Origin of the sequence: Aeoliella mucimassa (genome assembly GCF_007748035.1) — a bacterium.
Lineage (GTDB): Bacteria > Planctomycetota > Planctomycetia > Pirellulales > Lacipirellulaceae > Aeoliella > Aeoliella mucimassa.
This window is the reverse complement of record NZ_CP036278.1, coordinates 195,513-214,082: the sequence shown is the minus strand read 5'-3', so window position 1 is coordinate 214,082 and position 18,570 is coordinate 195,513. Positions and strand designations below refer to the sequence as shown.

The 18,570-nt window shown below is 59.4% G+C and carries 14 protein-coding genes; 9 read left to right on the top strand and 5 right to left on the bottom strand.

Translation table 11 applies throughout. The annotated features are described in order from the left end of the window. Positions 1-491: 491 nt before the first annotated feature. From Pan181_RS26435 to Pan181_RS00850, 5 genes are all read right to left on the bottom strand, one after another. A complete protein-coding gene (locus tag Pan181_RS26435) occupies positions 492-770 on the bottom strand; it encodes a hypothetical protein (RefSeq protein ID WP_231943713.1) in 279 nt (92 codons plus the stop codon). 223 nt (positions 771-993) lie between these two features. Beyond that, the gene (locus Pan181_RS00865; RefSeq protein ID WP_145245038.1) at positions 994-1,302 is read right to left on the bottom strand and encodes a hypothetical protein; all 309 of its coding nucleotides are present in this window, start codon (positions 1,300-1,302) and stop codon (positions 994-996) included. Positions 1,303-1,470: 168 nt separating this feature from the next. Then, positions 1,471-2,292 (bottom strand): DUF4261 domain-containing protein, encoded by an 822-nt coding sequence (locus Pan181_RS00860; protein ID WP_145245037.1) that lies wholly within the window; start codon positions 2,290-2,292, stop codon positions 1,471-1,473. Between the two features lie 204 nt (positions 2,293-2,496). Next, positions 2,497-3,816, bottom strand: coding sequence for a DUF1552 domain-containing protein (locus Pan181_RS00855; RefSeq protein ID WP_145245036.1), 1,320 nt, complete (start codon positions 3,814-3,816; stop codon positions 2,497-2,499). Between the two features lie 28 nt (positions 3,817-3,844). Continuing rightward, positions 3,845-6,157, bottom strand: coding sequence for a DUF1592 domain-containing protein (locus Pan181_RS00850; protein WP_145245035.1), 2,313 nt, complete (start codon positions 6,155-6,157; stop codon positions 3,845-3,847). Positions 6,158-6,419: 262 nt separating this feature from the next. On the opposite strand from Pan181_RS00850, the gene Pan181_RS00845 reads away from it, so the two are divergent. The 9 genes from Pan181_RS00845 to Pan181_RS00805 all read left to right on the top strand — a co-directional run bounded on the left by Pan181_RS00845 (position 6,420) and on the right by Pan181_RS00805 (position 18,512). Further along, positions 6,420-7,745 (top strand): ATP-binding protein, encoded by a 1,326-nt coding sequence (locus Pan181_RS00845; RefSeq protein ID WP_145245034.1) that lies wholly within the window; start codon positions 6,420-6,422, stop codon positions 7,743-7,745. Positions 7,746-7,790: 45 nt separating this feature from the next. Then, positions 7,791-8,315, top strand: a complete 525-nt coding sequence (locus Pan181_RS00840; protein WP_145245033.1) for a response regulator transcription factor — start codon at positions 7,791-7,793, stop codon at positions 8,313-8,315. A gap of 244 nt (positions 8,316-8,559) precedes the next feature. Further along, a complete protein-coding gene (locus tag Pan181_RS00835; protein WP_145245032.1) occupies positions 8,560-9,264 on the top strand; it encodes a cytochrome c3 family protein in 705 nt (234 codons plus the stop codon). Positions 9,265-9,312: 48 nt separating this feature from the next. Further along, positions 9,313-12,660, top strand: coding sequence for a TAT-variant-translocated molybdopterin oxidoreductase (locus tag Pan181_RS00830; protein WP_145245031.1), 3,348 nt, complete (start codon positions 9,313-9,315; stop codon positions 12,658-12,660). Positions 12,661-12,674: 14 nt separating this feature from the next. Further along, on the top strand, positions 12,675-14,114 hold the full coding sequence (gene nrfD / locus Pan181_RS00825; RefSeq protein ID WP_145245030.1) for an NrfD/PsrC family molybdoenzyme membrane anchor subunit: 1,440 nt from the start codon (positions 12,675-12,677) through the stop codon (positions 14,112-14,114). Positions 14,115-14,171: 57 nt separating this feature from the next. After that, on the top strand, positions 14,172-15,809 hold the full coding sequence (locus tag Pan181_RS00820) for a quinol:electron acceptor oxidoreductase subunit ActD (protein WP_145245029.1): 1,638 nt from the start codon (positions 14,172-14,174) through the stop codon (positions 15,807-15,809). Positions 15,810-15,890: 81 nt separating this feature from the next. Then, positions 15,891-17,144: a quinol:cytochrome C oxidoreductase gene (locus Pan181_RS00815; protein ID WP_145245028.1), complete on the top strand. Its 1,254-nt coding sequence runs from the start codon at positions 15,891-15,893 to the stop codon at positions 17,142-17,144. Positions 17,145-17,228: 84 nt separating this feature from the next. Then, the gene (locus tag Pan181_RS00810) at positions 17,229-17,549 is read left to right on the top strand and encodes a hypothetical protein (protein ID WP_145245027.1); all 321 of its coding nucleotides are present in this window, start codon (positions 17,229-17,231) and stop codon (positions 17,547-17,549) included. 60 nt (positions 17,550-17,609) lie between these two features. Further along, positions 17,610-18,512: an SCO family protein gene (locus Pan181_RS00805; RefSeq protein WP_145245026.1), complete on the top strand. Its 903-nt coding sequence runs from the start codon at positions 17,610-17,612 to the stop codon at positions 18,510-18,512. The last annotated feature ends 58 nt before the right edge of the window (positions 18,513-18,570 follow it).

Genomic DNA, 18,570 nt, shown 5'->3' with positions numbered 1-18,570 from the left:
ACCTTTCGACTTCCAGGTAGAACAATGGTAGGCTTCCTGGTTTTTGGATTCCTGAAGTTCGATTCGACGGACCAAACATTGTAGAGTTCTATCTTTATCGAGGTCTCGTTCTACTCGCAATCAATTGTTGCACGATATTGGAGCTTGAAAGAACCGACCTGTGGATATGCCAGTCAGGCCAAGCGTCCGGACGCTGACCTACTCCCCCATGATTTCCTACCCAGCTTGCGTTGACGAACCCATCATACCAAAACTCCCCAAAAGTCGCGGTGTATGAAGTAACTTTCAGGCCAGAGTCATACTTCTTCTTGCCGTTTCCTGGACAATCGCAATCACAAAACGTCGATGCTCTAGCCGAATACGCCCCGGCCGTAGCGGCGTAACAGTCATAGCCCACCGCTGCCCGAAAGTCTTGGGCTATCGCACTCTATCTAAGCGAGTGGACCAATAAGTGGGATCCACTTCAGAGTTATCGCGGTAAAAAGTTATAGTCACATTCGAGGGACAATCAAAAAAATTACGCAGTACATTGCGATCAATGGCAGCACTGTCCAGAATAGATACTTATTAGGAGCGGCTTGCTTCTCGCGAAGTCCCATCACTTCGTAGGCCGCTACCAAGGGCACACCTACTATTGCTAGAAAAATAACCAGCAGCCCTTGATATGGACCGGGCACATGTGGTGAAAGGAAACTACCTGTACCATCTGCATTGGATAGCTTAAGTAACACTGCAAAAAGCGTAAGAGCAAAGCAGGAAATCCATGTCATTTCTGTGGCCCTTGGTTTTCTATCTGCGATAGCCCAATACTTTCGGACAGCAGCCGGTGGCGATTTCCTCTAAAGCCGCGACCGCACCGACAACTGCGATGCTCGCACTATCTTAACGTATAGGCAAAAGAGACCGGGCACAACCAACAGCCGCCCCCGCTTGGCACCCTAGAGCCTCTACCCCACACTGCCGGCATGGGGTATCGGATAATCTCTCCGAAGGTTAGTCCTGTTCGAGCACTCTCGCGATCTCGCACAGTGAATCACGAACGCGCTTTAGCTCTTCTGGTGGGTATTTGCCACCAATGAGAATTGGAGTGTAACCGGAAGGTTGCTCCGCTTGCTTTAAAATCCACGTTCGCATGACAGGCTGAACCGATTCCGGAAACATGCTAATTAACTCTTTAGCGTCGCTTTCTCTCCGGCTACTTGTAAGCTGCTCCACAAAAATCGGTGCCAATTCCCTTTCAGTAACAAACCCCTCACTGTAATACTGGATGATTTTAGCGAATTTCTCTTCAAGGTTATTCATTACGATTCCTGTTAGCAGTTGGATAACCCAAGACTTTCGGACAACTATGAAAGCAAAGCTCCCCTTAAGCTCCGACGGCGCATCAACGACTACGACGCTCTCACAGCCTCAACCAGGATGCATGAGACATCGACCATAAGCGACGTGTCTGACTTCCGACGTGTCTGGCTATCGGCTGAACCAGCTACGCTTCTGTTTTGTCGAGTTGCGGGTGCGGCGTCGTTTGGTGGAGTAGTCGAGCCCCATCACTTGGCTGTCGTGCCCGAATGGCGACGAGCGATACCGGACGGTGATCTTCTCTTCCGAGTCGGCGCCGACCGTGTGGCCGTCGCGGATCACGGGACCGTTCGAGAGCAGGTAGTCGGCCAGGCTCATCATCCGTTCGCGCAACTCGCCGGGCGATTCGCTTGCGTTTTCGGTGACCAATTCCATGTGCCCGAGTTCTTCCAGGCCGTCGGTGAAACCATAGGATAAACCGCTGTCGAAGTCGACCGGCCCCACGCGAAAATCAATCCACAGCGGCAACGGCACGTCGCGCGGCAGCATCTCGCGGGCGATCTGCAAGTACAACTCGCGACTGACAACCATGCCAGCTTCACCGACGTAGACCCCTAACGCTTGATCGGTGGTCGCGAGCACCGAAGCAACCACTTGGGTAAGGAACTTACGAAGCGCGATCGGATCGTCCGACTCATCGGTCGAGCCGACGGTTACCAATAGATGACCTCGCTGAGCAGCCAGCTCCATCTCGGCGTCGGGCCAGAGCCAACTTGTTGCAACAGGACCTTCCAATTCGTCGGCGGGAATCGACGCGGGCATCATCCCTACGACGGCAAACCTATCGCCATACGAAAACGAAAGTGTCTTGTCTTGCTTCTCAATCCGTGGCTGGTCAACCATGTTCTCCCAGGTTGCCAGATCGGCTGCGAAAGCCGCACGCGAAAGTCGCGCACCGGCCGCAACCGGCACAAACGCGATCACTACCCCCATGATGCCCCCTTAGTAAACGAGTTACGCTGTCGAAATTAACAACGCGGGGGTGATTTTGCAAGCTGCAATCAGGGAGCAAACACAACGAGCAATAACAGCCAAAAGCCGCACGCGATGTCGGCTGCAGTCAAACAGATGATGAGCAAACGAACACTGCGATTGTTGGTTACACGAAGCAAGGTTCGCAGCCGGATCGGCGCCCGGTTATCCCAGGGCCAACGGACCGGCACCGCAGTAGTCGGGATTGCCAAACGAGTCGAGCTGGTAACCGAAGCCTGCCGCCAGCGACATGAGCAAGCGGTTGTGAGGCACTCCGCCCATCTTCAGCGAACGCCCCATCTTGAAGTCGAGCCCACCGCCGACGAGCACGAACGGAGTGTTGTTGTGCGTGTGCGAGCTGCCCTTGCCGAGTTCGTTGGTCCAGACGATTAGCGTATTGTCGAGCAGCGAGCCTTCGCCGCCCGGTTCGGGAGTTTCGTCCAACCGCTTCGCCAGGTGGGCGAGCTGCTCGCAGAACCAGCGGTTGATCTTGGTTAGCTTTTCCATCGCTTCGGTGTTGCTGTCGGGCTCGTGCGACAAGGCGTGATGCCCTTCCTCGATGCCGAGCCAGCCCATGCGAGCGCCCCCCACCGAGTTGGTGAACTGGAAGGTGGCGACCCGCGTGAAGTCGTTCGCCATGCTGTGCACCAAGAGCTCGGTTTGCATCCGCGTAAGCTCAGGCATCTGGTCGTTGGTGCGATCGATTCCCGGTGGCAATTCTGGTTCGGCGTGATCCTCCGCCCGCGATTCTTCCGACGACTTAAGCGACTGCTCGAACTCGCGGACAAAGGTCTCCTGCTGCTCGAGCAGTTGGCGATCTTCGGCGCTCACCATCTGGCGGACCGCGGCCAGGTCTTCGCGGAGCTCGTCGAGCACGCTGACCATGTTCTCACGATCCTTCATTTCGCCGTAGAGTTTTTCGAACATCTGGTAAGGATTGTCGATCGGAGCGATCGGCTTGTTCGGCCCGGCGTAAACCATGCGAGTCCAGGTGTCGGCCCGCTGCGGCACCATCACGCCGAACTCGAGCGATCCAAAGCGGGTGCGAGTGGCTTCGTTTTGCTGCAGGTAGCGTTTGATTTCCTGATCGATCGACAGCCCGCTGGCCCAGCCGGCCGGGGTGTCGCCACCGCCTTGCACGTTGCCGGGAAACAGCTCGATACCGGTGAGCAAGCAGCCCATGCCGCGCATGTGGCTATCGCCATCGCCCCGCACCGCATCGTTCACTCCGTGCAGGATGAGGGTCTTATCGCGGAACGGTTCGAGTGGCTCCAGGCTCGACTTAAACTTGAAGTCGGCCCCTTCTTCGTCGGGCCAGAACGTCGGCGGCACGACGCCGTTGGGGGTGAAGATGATGATCAGCCGCTGCTTGCGGGCCGCGCTCGCGGGAAACGCCAGGCTGGGGCGATTCATCACGAACGGAGCCACCGCGGCACTGAGTCCCATGGCGCGCAGAAACTCACGGCGAGAATTTTGTCGAGACATCGCGAAACTCCCCAAAGTGTAGGAAAGGCTATCGACCTGTGCGTCCAGCAACAACGGCGATTTCGACCGCTAACTTGCGAATGGAATACCCGTTGTCGACGAACGACTGATGCAGTTGCTGCTCGACCTCGGGACCATACGCTTGCACCGGCTGCTGAACCAGGAAGCGGAACATTTGCTCTACGAACGCGTGACTAGCTTCGTCGCTCTTGGCCAGGTACTGGGCCATATCGCGAGCACCAGCGAACTCCACCAACGGAGCATCGGCTGGTTGGTATTCGGCGCGATCGTCGATCGGCTTGTCGCGCTCGGTGTCGCGCCAGCGCCCCACGGCATCGAACCGCTCGAACACGAACCCGAGTGGGTTAATCACATGATGACAAGTCATGCAGCTCGGCGGCTTGGTTTGCAAGGTCACCCGCTCGCGCGTGGTGAGGTCGGGATGCAGATCAATCGGCAGCGGAGCCACGGCCTCGGGTGGCGGCTTGAGTGGCTGGCCTAGCACGCCACGCACCAGGAACACCCCGCGGTGGATCGGCGAGGTCATGTCGGTATGGGCGAAGTTGCTCATCACGTAAGGATGGGTAAGCACCCCGGCCCGCCGGCCCGCGTCGAGTTCGATCTTGGCGAACCCACCATCTTCGGCCGGATCGACACCATAGAACTTGGCCAGGCGGTTGTTGAGAAACACATGGTCGTCGAGGAACAACTGGCGATAGTCCGAAGCCTCGGACCACACGATGTCGTCGATCGCCAGATCGAGCGACGTTCGCAAGTCGCCGACGATCGCCGCATCGAAATCAGGAAAACGCTGGGAGTCTTTGTGCAGATCGACATCCATATCCACGTGCAACCAAGTGAACAGGAACTGCCGAATCTTCCAGTGCGCCCGCAAGTCGGACAGCATTCGCTCCGCCTGATCGCGTAGTTGCTCGTCGCTGGCGAGTCGCTCTTCGCTGGCGGCTTCGCGGAGTTCGTTGTCGGGCAGCGAGTCCCACAGCGTGAACGACAGCCGCGCGGCCGTGTCGTCGAGCGGCGTGCCGCCGGAGGCTTCGCGGAACAGGAAGCGGGCGGAGGTGAGTGTCATCAACAACACCCGTCGAGTCGCGACTTCGGGGTCGTCGACTTCCGCGAAATGGCGATCGACGTAGAACAGACGAAGGTCTTCGTCGAGCGGACGTCGCAACGCGCGTTCGACAAACTGAGCGCAAAACGTCTTGAGCTTCTCAGCGCGCGCTTCGTCATCGTCCTTGGTATTGGCCAGACGATTCAGATGATCGGCGACGTAGTTGGTGGTTTCGATCGCCGCGGAAGTGACCGCTTCGAACCATTGCCGCGAGGTGGTGGTACCACGTTCCCATCCGTAACTGCGATCATCGGGCGGGAACGGCGTGGTGCAAACAAACGACTCCGGCGAGCTGGCCGGCGAGAGCATCCGCGAAGGAATGACGGTCATCGCCCCATGCGGCGGCACCCACTGCAGATGCACCGAAGCGGGCGTGGTCTTCTGGAACTTGTCCTTGAGGTTCTTATCCTGCACCCCTTGGTTGCCGCGAGAGAACTCGAGCTTGATGGGATACGCGCGTCCGCCCATCAGGTAGACCTTCGCGCGAAACTCGGTGTCGTCGCCGCTCTTCACCCAAGCGTCGATCATCGCCTTTTCATTGTCGTTCACAAACAACCGAAACGCCTGGTCGGTGGTCACGACAAACTCGTGCCAACCGGTTTCGCCGGCCAGTACCGAACCGGTCCAACGCATCGAATACTCTTGAGGGTTCTCGCACTCGGCAACGGGCACCTCGGTTCCAAAGTCGAAGTCGACTGTCGGGTCGACGCGCTTCAGCACCGCTTTGTCGCCCCACTGAGGTTGATGCCCATTGAAGTACATTGCTTCCAGCCCACCAGGTTGATTCCAATTGGTGTGGTACTGAAAACTCTCCACCAGGTCGGCCACCACGCGGCGGTACTGACGCACGGTGAGGCGGGCCAACTCGACTCGGGCTTGCTGGTCGCGGGCTTGAGCAATCGCCGAATAAAAGCTGCCATGCACGTAATCGGCAACCGCGCGGGCTTCGTCGCGCGTGAGCGACTCGGGATTGTCTTCCGGCATCGTCAGCCGTACTTGCTCGGCCAGTTGCAACGAGGAAAGCTCTCCCTCGAGCGGCGAAGGATAGTCTTCGGTTCCACGACCTTGCTCACCATGGCAGTGAGCGCATTGATCGGCGTAGATTTGCTTACCGAGATCGTTGGCAAACGCATACTGGCTAACCACCGGACAGATACCGAGAGCGACCAGCAATACAATAAGACCACCACGCAGTCGTCGACGAGTAGTAATCATGATTCGGACGTTGGGCAGGAGGGGTAACGTCAGCAAAGGAGGGATACGCGTTATTGTGCCGCATTGTCGGTGGGGATGCAAATTTTTGCCGCCTCTATCCCACCAGGCACCCTATTGCGGTCCGGCAAGCCCAACGAAACCATAGAGTGGATGCAAAGCAAACCAGCAGCGGCGAACGCTGAATGGCCGTGCCCAACTCACCGGGGCAATTCGCCATGACCTATGCTTTGCTTGAGCCCCAACTGCTAACCACTTGGAACCGATGCCTGTGTCGACCAACGCCCCTACGACCGACTTCCCCGCCACGCGATTAGCGGTGAACGCCCCGTGGTTGGTGAAACTGCGGTGGGTGGCCATTGTGGGGCAGCTAGGCACCATCGGCATTGTTGTTTTCGGACTAGAGATCCACCTGCCGGTCGTTCCGCTGCTGTGTGCGTTGGCCGTGACCGCGGCGACGAACATCGCGCTGGCCGGCTGGGTGCGCTGGGCCGCGAGCGAACCACAGATCGCCATTCGCCAATCGTCGTTCGTCATCACCGGCGTGATGCTGCTCGACCTGCTGGTGCTGTCGGCCATGCTGTTCATGACCGGCGGGCCAACCAATCCGTTCGTAGTGTTTTACTTCGTTAACCTGGCACTCGCGGGAGTGCTACTGGAACCCGCCAAGGCCTGGCTGCTGGAAGTCGCCGCCTGCCTGGCGATGGGCTTCCTGTTCTGGCGTCACTGGCAGGTCCCGGTGCTAAGCGACCCTGCTCGGCTCACCAGCACCGGAGTGGGACAAACGCTTCCGCTCGCTGCAACCGGCGACCTGGTTGCCTTGATCGCAGCTTCCGGCGTGATCGTGTGGTTCATGACCCGCCTTACCGGCGAGTTGCGGGCGAGCCAGCAAGCTCGCCGCCGGGCCGAGATCGAACGCGCACGCAGCGAGAAGCTCGAGGCCCTCGGCACCCTGGCAGCCGGGGCGGCCCACGAGCTGGCGACCCCTCTGTCGACCATTGCGGTGGTGGCCAACGAGGTGCAACGCGAACTGGCCGGCCGCGATCTGCCGGCTGGCATTGCCGACGACCTGGCACTGGTGCGTCGTGAGATCGAGCGATGCCGCAGCATCCTGCATCGCATGTCGTACGACGCAGGGCAGTCGATCGGCGAAGCGCCGAAAGAAATCACGGTCCGCCAGTTGGTCGAGGCGATCACCAGCGAGCTCGCCACCCCCGAGCGAGTGACGTTCGAGCCCCGCGCGGGAGCCGCCGAGGCCAAGCTGCATGTGCTGCAGGTCGCCCTCTCCCAGGCGCTCCGCGGGCTGGTGCAAAACGGCCTTGATGCTTCGACCGATGTGGTGACAGTACTAGCAGAACCGGCCGAAAACAGCGTAAAACTCACCATCATCGACCGCGGTGGTGGCATGAGCCCCGAGGTACTCGCCCGGGCGGGCGACCCGTTCTTCACCACCAAACAGCCCGGCCAAGGCATGGGTTTAGGGCTTTTTCTCGCTCGCAGCGTGGTCGAACGCCTAGGGGGCCAACTGCAAATTCACTCGACCAGGGGATCTGGTACCCAAGCAGTGGTCCTGTTGCCTACAACTGATTAAAGTAAATGTAGACTATCCAGTCTACTTATCGAAATAACGGGAATCATGGAACAACTGCTGCTAGTGGACGACGACGAGCTACTTCGCGAGCGAATGGGCCGCGCGCTCGCCGCCCGCGAATTCGAGGTCGTTGAAGCCTCGACCTACGAAGAAGCGGTCGACCGCCTTGAGAGCCTGCGGCCCCAGCGAGCGGTGCTCGACCTGCGGATGCCCGGGGGTTCGGGCCTGACGCTACTCAAGCTAGTTCGGGAAAAGTCGCCCGAAACCCGGGTGGTTATGCTCACCGGCTACGGCAGCATCGCGAATGCGGTCGATGCAATGCGGGAAGGCGCAGTCGGCTATGTCACCAAGCCGGCCGATGCCGACCAGGTGCTGGCGGCGTTCGACGCGATGCCGGCGCTGCACGCCGAGACGACCGACGAGTTCCATCCCCCATCGCTTGCCGAGGCGGAGTGGAACCACATCCAGCAGGTGCTCTCCGACTGCGACGGCAACCTAAGCCGCGCGGCCACGCTGCTCGACATCCCTCGGCGGACTCTGCAGCGGAAACTCAAGAAGCTCGCCCCGTAGCCACCACCCCCCCCATTTGGGTGTGACGTTTTACCGCGCAGTCACATCTACACGCATAATCGCTATCCTACTGAGCACACGGCGAGCATTTTCGCACAGACCAGGGTTGGCTTACAGGCAATCTTCGGGTTTACTGTGTGCTCTTAACGTTGGATATTGGCCCCGCTCCCGCCTTCTTGGTTGCAAATTCTTGCCCGGGGGTGGTGCTGGCTACGAACATTTTATTCGCACATAGGTTGTGCCTGTGGACCGTTTTCACTTTCCGAGCTGGGTCAATCGACTAGTCATTCTGATCGGCCTGGGGGCTGGTGCAGGGGTGGCTTACGGCGCCTTTGTCTACGCATATTTCACGCTTCCGACCACGCTGAATGTCGGATACATGCCCGAGCAGCCGGTGCCATTCAGCCACCGTGTGCATGCGGGCGATCTGAAGTTCGACTGCCGGTACTGCCACAACACGGTGGAAGATGCCGCACATGCGGCCATTCCGCCCACTAGCACTTGCATCAAGTGCCATAGCGGCGTCGATGCCAGCGGCAGTACCAAGTACACCGCGGTGTTTGCCGACAGCTTGAAGCTGGCCCCTGTGCGGCAGAGCTTTGCTACCGGCGAGCCGGTGGAGTGGGAACGTGTGCACGACCTGGCCGACTATGTGTACTTCAATCACGCGGCCCACGTGAATCGCGGTGTTGGCTGCGTGGAGTGCCACGGCCGCATCGACACGATGGATCAAGTTTGGCAGGACAAGTCGCTTTCGATGGGCTTCTGCCTCGACTGCCATCGCGACCCAGTGCCACGTCTTCGTCCCCAGAGCGAGATTACCAACCTGGCGTGGACCGGTGGTCCCGATCCCAATGATCCAGCCAGCATGGAAGCCCATCGGCAGGAAATGGAAAAGATGTACCCCAACATCAACGCCAGCACCAACTGCTCGACCTGCCATCGCTAACCTTCGCTTTCGCTCGCGGCTAACCCGCGTTCTCGACACGTAGAACCTATGACCGAAACCAAAGTTCCAAAGTATTGGCGTAGCCTGGACGAACTGGAAAACTCCCAGGAGTTCCAAGAGTTCGTGCATCGCGAATTCCCCGTGGCCGCGTCGGAGTATCCTGCCGGCGTGTCGCGACGTCGTTGGCTACAGTTGATGGGTGCCTCGTTCGCCCTGGCGAGCGTTGCCGGCTGCCGCTGGCAAACCGAGAAGATCGTGCCGCAGGCCGATCGCCCGGAGAACTACATCCCCGGCACCACCACCAAGTACGCGACGAGTATCGAACTGGCTGGCGCCCCGCGCCATCTGGTGGTGTCGTGCTACGACGGTCGCCCGATCAAGGTCGAAGGCAATCCCGATCACCCCGGCAGCCTGGGTGGTACCGACGCCTTCTCGCAGGCGACGACGCTCACCATGTACGACCCCGACCGCTCGAGCAGCGTTGTTCAGCGGCTCGCGTCGAAGGCCGACTACAAGAGCTGGGAATCGTTCGACGAGTACCTCGCCGAGCAGTGGGGTCGCTTGCGCGGCAAGCTCGGTGCCGGCCTGGCCATTTTGATGGAGCCCAGCTCGTCGCTGTCGCTCGACGCCATGACCAAGAAGGTGGCCGATGCGTTGCCACAGGCCAAGCTCTACGAGTACGCGCCGCTCACGCGTGAGAACGAGCTGGCGGGTGCCGAACAGGCCTTCGGCTCACGGCTTCGTACGCACTACAAGCTGGCCGAAACCAAGGTGATCGCCGGATTCGACTCCGACATACTGTGTGGTCACCCCAACGCAACTCGCTACGCCCGCGACTGGGCCGCGACTCGCGAACTGTCGGGCGAAGAGCACCACGCCACGATGGGCCGCACCTACGCGGTCGAGAGCCAGTTCAGCATCCTCGGTGCTTCGGCCGACCATCGTGCGGCGGTGAAGAGCACCGACATCGGTTGGGCACTCTCGCAGGTTCGCGATTGGGTGAAGGCTCGCATCGACGGCAATCCTCCCGCTGAGCCGAAAGAAATCACCGAACGCATGGCCCACAAGGCCAAGGTCGACGCTGCCGAAGACCACCACGAAAAGGAAGAGCTCGCCGCCGAGGAGACGGCTCCGATCACCGCGTTGCAGGTGCTGTGGGCGCTGGCCGACGACCTGGCCAAGCCGGAGAACCAAGGCCAAAGCGTGGTAGCAGTGGGCCCTGGTCAGTCCCCTGAAGTGCACGCGATGGCGTTCGAGCTGAACGCGATGCTCGGCAACCTCGGCAAGACCGTCGTGATGACCGACGAGCCAGCGCCGGCGGTTGAGCGAGGCACCATCGACGAGCTGTCGGCCGCACTCGACGCAGGTTCGATCGATACGCTCGTCATCGTCGGTGGCAACCCGGTTTACGATGCTCCGGCCAACCTGAAGCTCGGCGAGAAGATCGACAAGCTGGTCGAGACGATTCGCCTGGGCTACTACCAGGACGAGACTTCGGACAAGTGCCAATGGCACCTGCCGATGAGCCATCCGTTCGAGTCGTGGGGCGACGTCGTGAGCTACGAAGGTCTGCCTAGCACGACCCAGCCGATGATCGAGCCGATCTTCGAAACCATCACTCCGCTCCAACTGCTGGCGAAGCTCGCCGGCGTGGATGCAGCCGACCCACAAACGCTCGCTCGCGAAGCGCTGGCCAGCACCTTGGCTTCGGAACTAACGGTCGACGCTTGGCGCAAACTGCTGGACGACGGTTTTGTCGATAGCAGCGTGCTCACGGTTTCCAACGCGTCGCTCGTCGATGGCCTGAACCTCGAGTCGGTCGGCAAGACCGATGCGGCTCAGGTGGAACTGGTCTTCATGCCTTCGACCAGCACCTACGACGGCCGCTTTGCCAACAATGGCTGGCTGCAGGAAACGCCCAACTTCATCACCAAGGTCTGCTGGGACAACGTCGCGATCGTCAGCCCGCTCACCGCCGACACGCTTGGCGTGAAGCAGAACGAGGTGCTCGACATCACCGTTGGCGAAGCCAGCGTGAAGCTTCCCGTGTACGTGCTTCCCGGTCAGGCCAACGGTTCGATCGGCGTGCAACTCGGTTACGGCCGGACCGCTGCGGGTGCCGTGGGTGGTGCCGAAGCGACTACCGAAGAAGGATTGGAAATCCCCCGTTTCCGTCGCTGGTGGAGCCCCTTCGGCGAAGGCAACGCAATCAAGGTCGGCTCGGACGTTTACCCGATTCGCACCTCGGAGGCCATGTACGTTGCCACCGAAGTGAAGACCAAGCCAACCGGCACGCAGTACAAGCTGGCGACCACGCAGGATCACTTTGCCATCGACACGGTTGGCCTGGAGATCATCGCGGGTCGCATCCATGAACTCGTCCGCGAACGGCCACTCGAATACTACAACGAGACCCCCGACTTCGCCGCGCACGAAGTGCACATCGTCGAGACCGATCCGCTGTTCCCCGATCGCACCTGGCGCGATCAGACCAATGCTTGGGGCATGTCGGTCGACCTCAACAAGTGCATCGGCTGCAACGCTTGCATGCTTGCTTGCCAAAGCGAGAACAACGTGCCAGTGGTCGGCAAGGAACAAGTGCTTGCTGGTCGCGAGATGCACTGGATTCGCATCGACCGCTACTTCCACGGCATGCCCGACGACTTCAAGAAGGACGACCCCGCCAGCCCGAGCGTCGCCACGCAGATGGTTACCTGTCAGCAGTGCGAAAGTGCTCCTTGCGAGCAGGTCTGCCCGGTGGCGGCCACGGTGCACTCCGACGAAGGCCTGAACGACATGGTTTACAACCGCTGTGTCGGCACGCGTTATTGTGCGAATAACTGCCCTTACAAGGTGCGTCGCTTCAACTACTTCCACATGACCGGCTACATGGAGAAGTCGGAGAACCAGCTGATTCAGCTGGCCAACAACCCGGAAGTAACGGTCCGCTCCCGCGGTGTGATGGAAAAGTGCACGTTCTGCACCCAGCGCATCGCCAAGGCCCGTACCGACGTACGCATCACTGGCGAGCCGATCCAAGACGGCGACGTTCAAACCGCTTGCCAACAAGCTTGCCCCACTCGGGCGATCGAGTTCGGCGACTTGAACGACAAGGACAGTCGCGTGAGCAACACCCACGCTGACCCTCGGGCCTACGGCATGCTAGCCGAGTTGGATGTTCGTCCGCGGAACAAGTACCTGGCCAAGGTATTGAATCCGCATCCTGGCCTCGCTTTGCCGGTGGTCGAGAAAGAACACCACGAAGCTGGGCACGACACCCACTCGAGTGAAGAAGGCGAAAGCCACTCCCACGAAAACGAAGGTAACGATCACGCATCCGCGAACGGCGAATCGACCGCCAGTCGCGATCCGTGGACGCTTCCGATCATTGGATAATACGAGCGAACCTTATGGCAACGGCTGACTACGTAGTGAATGGCGGTCCGGTACCGGTCGCTGATCAAAAAGATCCCCGGTGGGTGAATCCGCCGCTTGTGGAGAAGGGCCAGACTTACGAGTCGGTCACCGAATCGATCTGCGCGATCAACGAGCAGGAAGTCCAAAAGACTCCGACCGCTTGGTTGTTCAGCTTCTTCATTAGTGCTTCACTGGCTGGCATGTTCTCGGCGTTGATCGCTTACCTGATCTTCACCGGTGTTGGTGTGTGGGGTAACACGAGCCCGATCTTCTGGGCCTTTCCGATCGTGAACTTCGTGTTCTGGGTCGGTATTGGTCACGCGGGTACGCTGATTTCGGCCATTCTGTTTATCTTCCGCCAGAACTGGCGGACCAGTATCAACCGCTTTGCCGAAGCGATGACCATCTTCGCGGTGGTTTGCGCCGGTACGTTCCCCGGTATCCATATTGGTCGCGTTTGGTTTGCGTACTTCCTGTTCCCGCTACCGACCACGCACTTGTACATGTGGCCCAACTTCCGCAGTCCGCTGTTGTGGGACGTCTTCGCGGTGGGTACCTATGCTTCGGTGTCGCTCGTGTTCTGGTACATGGGCATGATTCCCGATCTCGCCACGTTGCGTGACCGGGCGAATGGCAAGATCCGCCAACTCGCTTACGGCATCGCTTCGCTGGGTTGGACCGGCAGCGCATCGCAATGGCGTGTGTACGAAAAGGCTTACACCTTGCTGTCGGCCTTGGCCGCTCCGCTGGTGTTGTCGGTGCACACGATCGTGAGCTTCGACTTTGCCGTGAGCCAGCTACCTGGTTGGCACACCACGATCTTCCCACCCTACTTCGTCGCGGGTGCGGTGTTCAGTGGTTTTGCGATGGTGATCACGCTGATGGTTCCGTGTCGCAAATGGTACGGACTCCAACACGTAGTGACCGACCAGCACCTGGAGAACATCTGCAAGATTCTGCTAGCCACCGGCACCATGGTCGGCCTCGGTTACACCACCGAATTCTTCATGGCCTGGTACAGCGGTGTCGCCGGCGAGCAAGACGCGTTCATCAACCGCATGTTCGGTCTGCAGTGGCCCGCTTATTACACGATGTTCATCTGCAATGTGTTCATGCCGCAGTTGTTCTGGTTCAAGAAGTTCCGTTCCACCCCAATATTGATGTTCATCGTGTCGATCTTTGTGAACATCGGCATGTGGTTCGAACGGTACGTGATTGTGGTCACCACCCTCGAACGAACCGCTCTGCCGAGTAGCTGGAATGCCTTTAGCCCGACCTGGGTCGACTACGGCATGCTGATCGGCAGCTTTGGATTGTTCTTTACGCTGTTCCTGCTGTTCCTGCGATTCCTACCAATCGTAGCCATGGCGGAAGTCAAAGGCGTGATGGCCCACGAGCAGGCCCATCACCCCGACCTGGCGGACCACCATTAATCGTTCACGACTTTATGGGTGCCCATCGCGGCACGCTTAATTACCACGCATACGACTATGTCCCATCACGATACTAAACCCGAACCCGCCAAGTACGAGCCCAAGGTCATTGGGGTGCTCGGCGAGTTTGCTGGCCCCGAGCAACTCGTGGCCGGAGCGCGTGCGATTCGCGAAAAGGGCTACCGCAAGGTCGAAGCCTACTCGCCGTTCCCGGTGCACGGCATCGACGACGCCCTGGCTGCGCCGAAGCCCATCCTTCCCTGGGTGGTGCTGGGTGCCGGTCTCACGGGGTGTGCTGTCGCCCTGTTGATGCAGTGGTACATGAACGCTTTCGAAGCGCCATTTCCGCTCAGCGGTTACGACTACGGCATCAGCGGTAAGCCTTCCTGGAGTTTGCCAGCCAACATTCCCGTGACGTTCGAACTGATCGTGCTGTTCAGTGCGTTCACCGCGTTCCTGGGCATGATTGCATTCAATAAACTGCCGAAGTTCTCAAACCCGCTGTTCCGCAACGAGCGGTTCACCCGGGCGACCAACGACAAGTTCTTCCTGCTGATCGAGGAAGACGATCCTCAGTTTGCCACCGAGTCGATTACCTCGGCGTTCGAAGCCATCGGGGCGGTGCATGTCGAAGCACTCTACGACCAACCGACCACTCCAATGCCAAGCTGGATCGTACCGGTTGGAGCCGTGCTGATGGTCGCCGGTTTGATTCCGCTCGGCCTGGTCGCCATGAACCGCAACGTTCACACGTCGACGCCACGGCTGTCGATCTGGTGGGACATGGACTACCAACCCAAGTACAAAGCCCAGACCACCATCCCCGATTCGTTGTTCAAGGATGGTCGTTCGGCACGATTGCCAGTCGAAGGAACCGTCGCTCGCGGGCGCGGTGTGATTGATCCGGCCCTGGAGCTTGGCTACATCCCTGCTAGCGAGCCAACCTTCGAGACCGCCTTGCTGCTGCAAGAAGAAGGCACCGGCGAACAGCCTCCCGCGGAAGAGCCTGCCGAAGAGACTCCCGCTGACGCCGACGAAGCCCCCGCCGAGGAGCCAGCTGAGGAGGAGTCTGCTGACCAGCCAGCGGACGAAACCACTGAAGCTCCCGCCGAGAAATCGACCGACATGCAGGAAGAACCTGCAGCCGAGCCAGCCGCAGAACCTGCGGACGAAGCCCCCGCCGAAGAGCCGACTGCGGAAGAATCGCAACCCGCGACCGACGAAGCGGCCCCTGCCGAGGGTGGTGAGGCCGAAGCCCCTGCGGCTCCCCACTACAACTGGGTGAGCGAGTTCCCCGAGGCCATTACCGTCGACAGCGACCTCATGGAGCGCGGCGAGCGTCAATACAACATCTACTGTGCGGTGTGCCACGGTTACGCCGGCGACGGCGACGGGCTCGTGCACCAGCGTGCCATCGCCCGCGAGCAGCTCGCCACCTGGGCGCCTCCTACTTCCATTCATAACGAAGCAGTGGTGAAGTACCCGGTTGGCCAACTGTTCGACACCATCAGCAATGGCAACATTGGCGACTGGACCAAGGACGGCACCCCGATGCGTGGCCGCATGGCAGGTTACAAGCAGCAAATCTCGGTGAAAGACCGCTGGGCGATTGTGTTGTACATCAAAGCACTACAGAAGAGCCGCCTAGTAACTCCCGATGAACTTAGTGAACAAGAACTGGCCTCGCTCAAGTAACTTACCTGGACAGTACTTACTCCATCCTCCTTTAAGCGTGCTGGCGGGCTTCCCGCCCTACGTTCAATCAGTCGAATAAACATGGCACATACGACTTCCATCGATACCTGGATCAACGATAGCACCGAGCGTCGGCGGGCCAATCCCGATCTCAAGCGGATCGCTTTTGGGCCGTTGTTGATTCTCGGTGCGCTCGCCCTGGGTGGTACCGCGTTCTGGAGCAGCAGCGACAGCTCGTCGGTGTTCTGGCACGCGTACCTGATTGCAGTGGTTTACTGCACCAGCATTTCGCTCGGTGGTTTGTTCTTCGTGGTCGTGCAGCACCTTACCGGTGCTCGCTGGGGCGTGGTGCTTCGCCGACTTGGCGAGATCATTTCCATGGGCATCGGCGTTTGCGGATTGTTCTTCATCGCCATCCTCGCACTGATCTTCAGCGGCAACGCCGAACTGTATCCTTGGGCTCCCCCTGCGGAATTAGCCAAGCTGGCGGAACCGAAGCAGATTTGGCTCGATCCCACGTTCTTCGTCGGTCGGCAAGTCTTCTATTTCGTGGTCTGGTTCTTGATCGCCCGCTACTACTACACTCGCTCGGTCGCACAGGATCGTGCTAGCGACAACGAACCGATGGCACCGCTGCGTTGGTGGAGCGGCCCTGCCATGCTGGTGTTCGCTTTGACCATCAACTTCGCCTCGATGGACTGGCTGATGACCCTGAACCCTACCTGGTTCAGCACCATCTTCGGCGTCTATTACTTCGCTGGCTGTGCGGTATCGATCTTCGCACTACTGTCGGTGGTTGTCTGGCGTTTGCAGTCCCGCGACATTTTGACGCATACCATTACCGAAGAGCATCGCCATGATCTTGGTAAGTTGCTGTTCGGCTTTGTGTTCTTCTGGGGCTACATCGCGTTCAGTCAGTTCCTGCTGATCTGGTACGCGGCGATCCCTGAAGAAGTGCAATGGTACGCAGTGCGTCACATCGATCCCACGAACACCGGACTTGGTTGGGCGACCGGACTTCTGTTCCTGTTCCACCTGATCATCCCGTTCCTCGGCATCATGTCGCGCTTTGTCCGCCGGCAAAAGACACTGCTGGCTGGCTGGGGTATCTATATGCTGGTGATGCACTGGTTCGACCTGTACTACATCATTGCCCCTGAGCCTGAGTTAACTAGCTGGGATATCGGCTTTAAAAGCATCGTGATCTACGCGGGAACCATGGCGGGCGTTGGCCTGCTCTACGCGGCATCGCTCATGTACATTGCCTCGGGCAACTGGCTGGTGCCGGTTCGCGACCCCCGCCTGGCCGACTCGCTCGCGTTCGAAAACCACTAGTCGCTGGTCCGTATCGTTTGATACCTCCCACTGACGCGCTAAAATCCAATACACCACTACACACCCTGTCCTGTCGGTTTGACCATGTCCGAAACCACCAACACTGCCGCTGACGTCACTCCTGGCGACGACATCGATGTTCAGGCCCTCGTTACCTGGGGTTTGGTATCGGTGATCATCACCACGGTTTTGATTTTCGGTCTCTACGGACTGTACAACCTTTACTCGGCCGAGCAGCGTTCGGAAAAGTCGTACATCAACTACGACGAATCCGTGGCAGAGATCAACAACCAAAAGGATAAGCTCACCGGCCAGGTTCGGTGGCTCGATGGCGAGGGCACTACGCTCTCGGTACCCATTTCGCGGGCAAAGGAATTGACCCTTCAGGAGTTCAGCAGCAAGTAGCGGCCGTGCGATTCGCCACTCGTGGCCGCCTGGCATAGAGTTTCTTACCCCCAAAGTATTATGAACGCTTTCCCCACGATCCGACGTTCGCTGATTCTACCGCTCTTCGCGGTTGGCATGCTGCTATGCGCAGGCCCAGCGGTCGGGGTGGTGATCGAAGCGGGCGACGAAACGCCGGACGAAATGGTCGGCGTCGGCGTTGAAGAAAACCTCGGCGTACAATTGCCGCTCGACCTAGCGTTCCGCAACGAAGAGGGCGAAGCGGTCACCCTCGGCAGCTACATGAATGGCGAAAAGCCAGTGCTGCTGCTACTCAACTACTCGAACTGCCCGATGCTCTGCGGTCAGCAACTGAACGACCTGGTGCGGGCGCTCAACGATCCCGGCATGGAGAACTTCTCCATCGGTCGCGAGTTCGACATCGTCAGCGTTAGCATCGATCCGCGGGAACAACCCGAGCGGGCCAAGCTAACGCACAAGCGTTACAGCGAGCAATACGATCGTCCCGGCACCTCGCATGGCTGGCACTTCCTGGTCGGCAACGACGAGAACATCCACAAACTGGCCGACCTGGTTGGCTATCGCTACAACTTCGTCGAATCGACCGGCGAGTTCGCCCACCCCGCCACGTTGATGATCGTCACGCCCGAGGGGGTGGTTTCGCGATACATCAATGGGCTCGGCTACGAAGCCAAGACCCTGCGTTTGAGCATGGTCGAAGCCGCCGACGGCAAAGTTGGCAGCACGGTCGATCAAATCCTGCTGACCTGCTTCGTGTACGACCACACCAAAGGCAAGTACGCCCCGCAAGCGGTTGGCATCATGAAACTCGGCGCTGCGGCCACGGTGTTGGTGCTCGGCCTGGCGCTGGCTCCCTACTGGCTTCATCGCCGTCGGTCCACAAAATCCACAGAGAGTGATTCCACAGATTCCACCGACACGCAGGAAACGATTACCGCGTAGCCCGCGCAGTGATCCGCGATAGTCGCCCCGTGTTTTGGTGGTTCATAAGGTGTTAGAA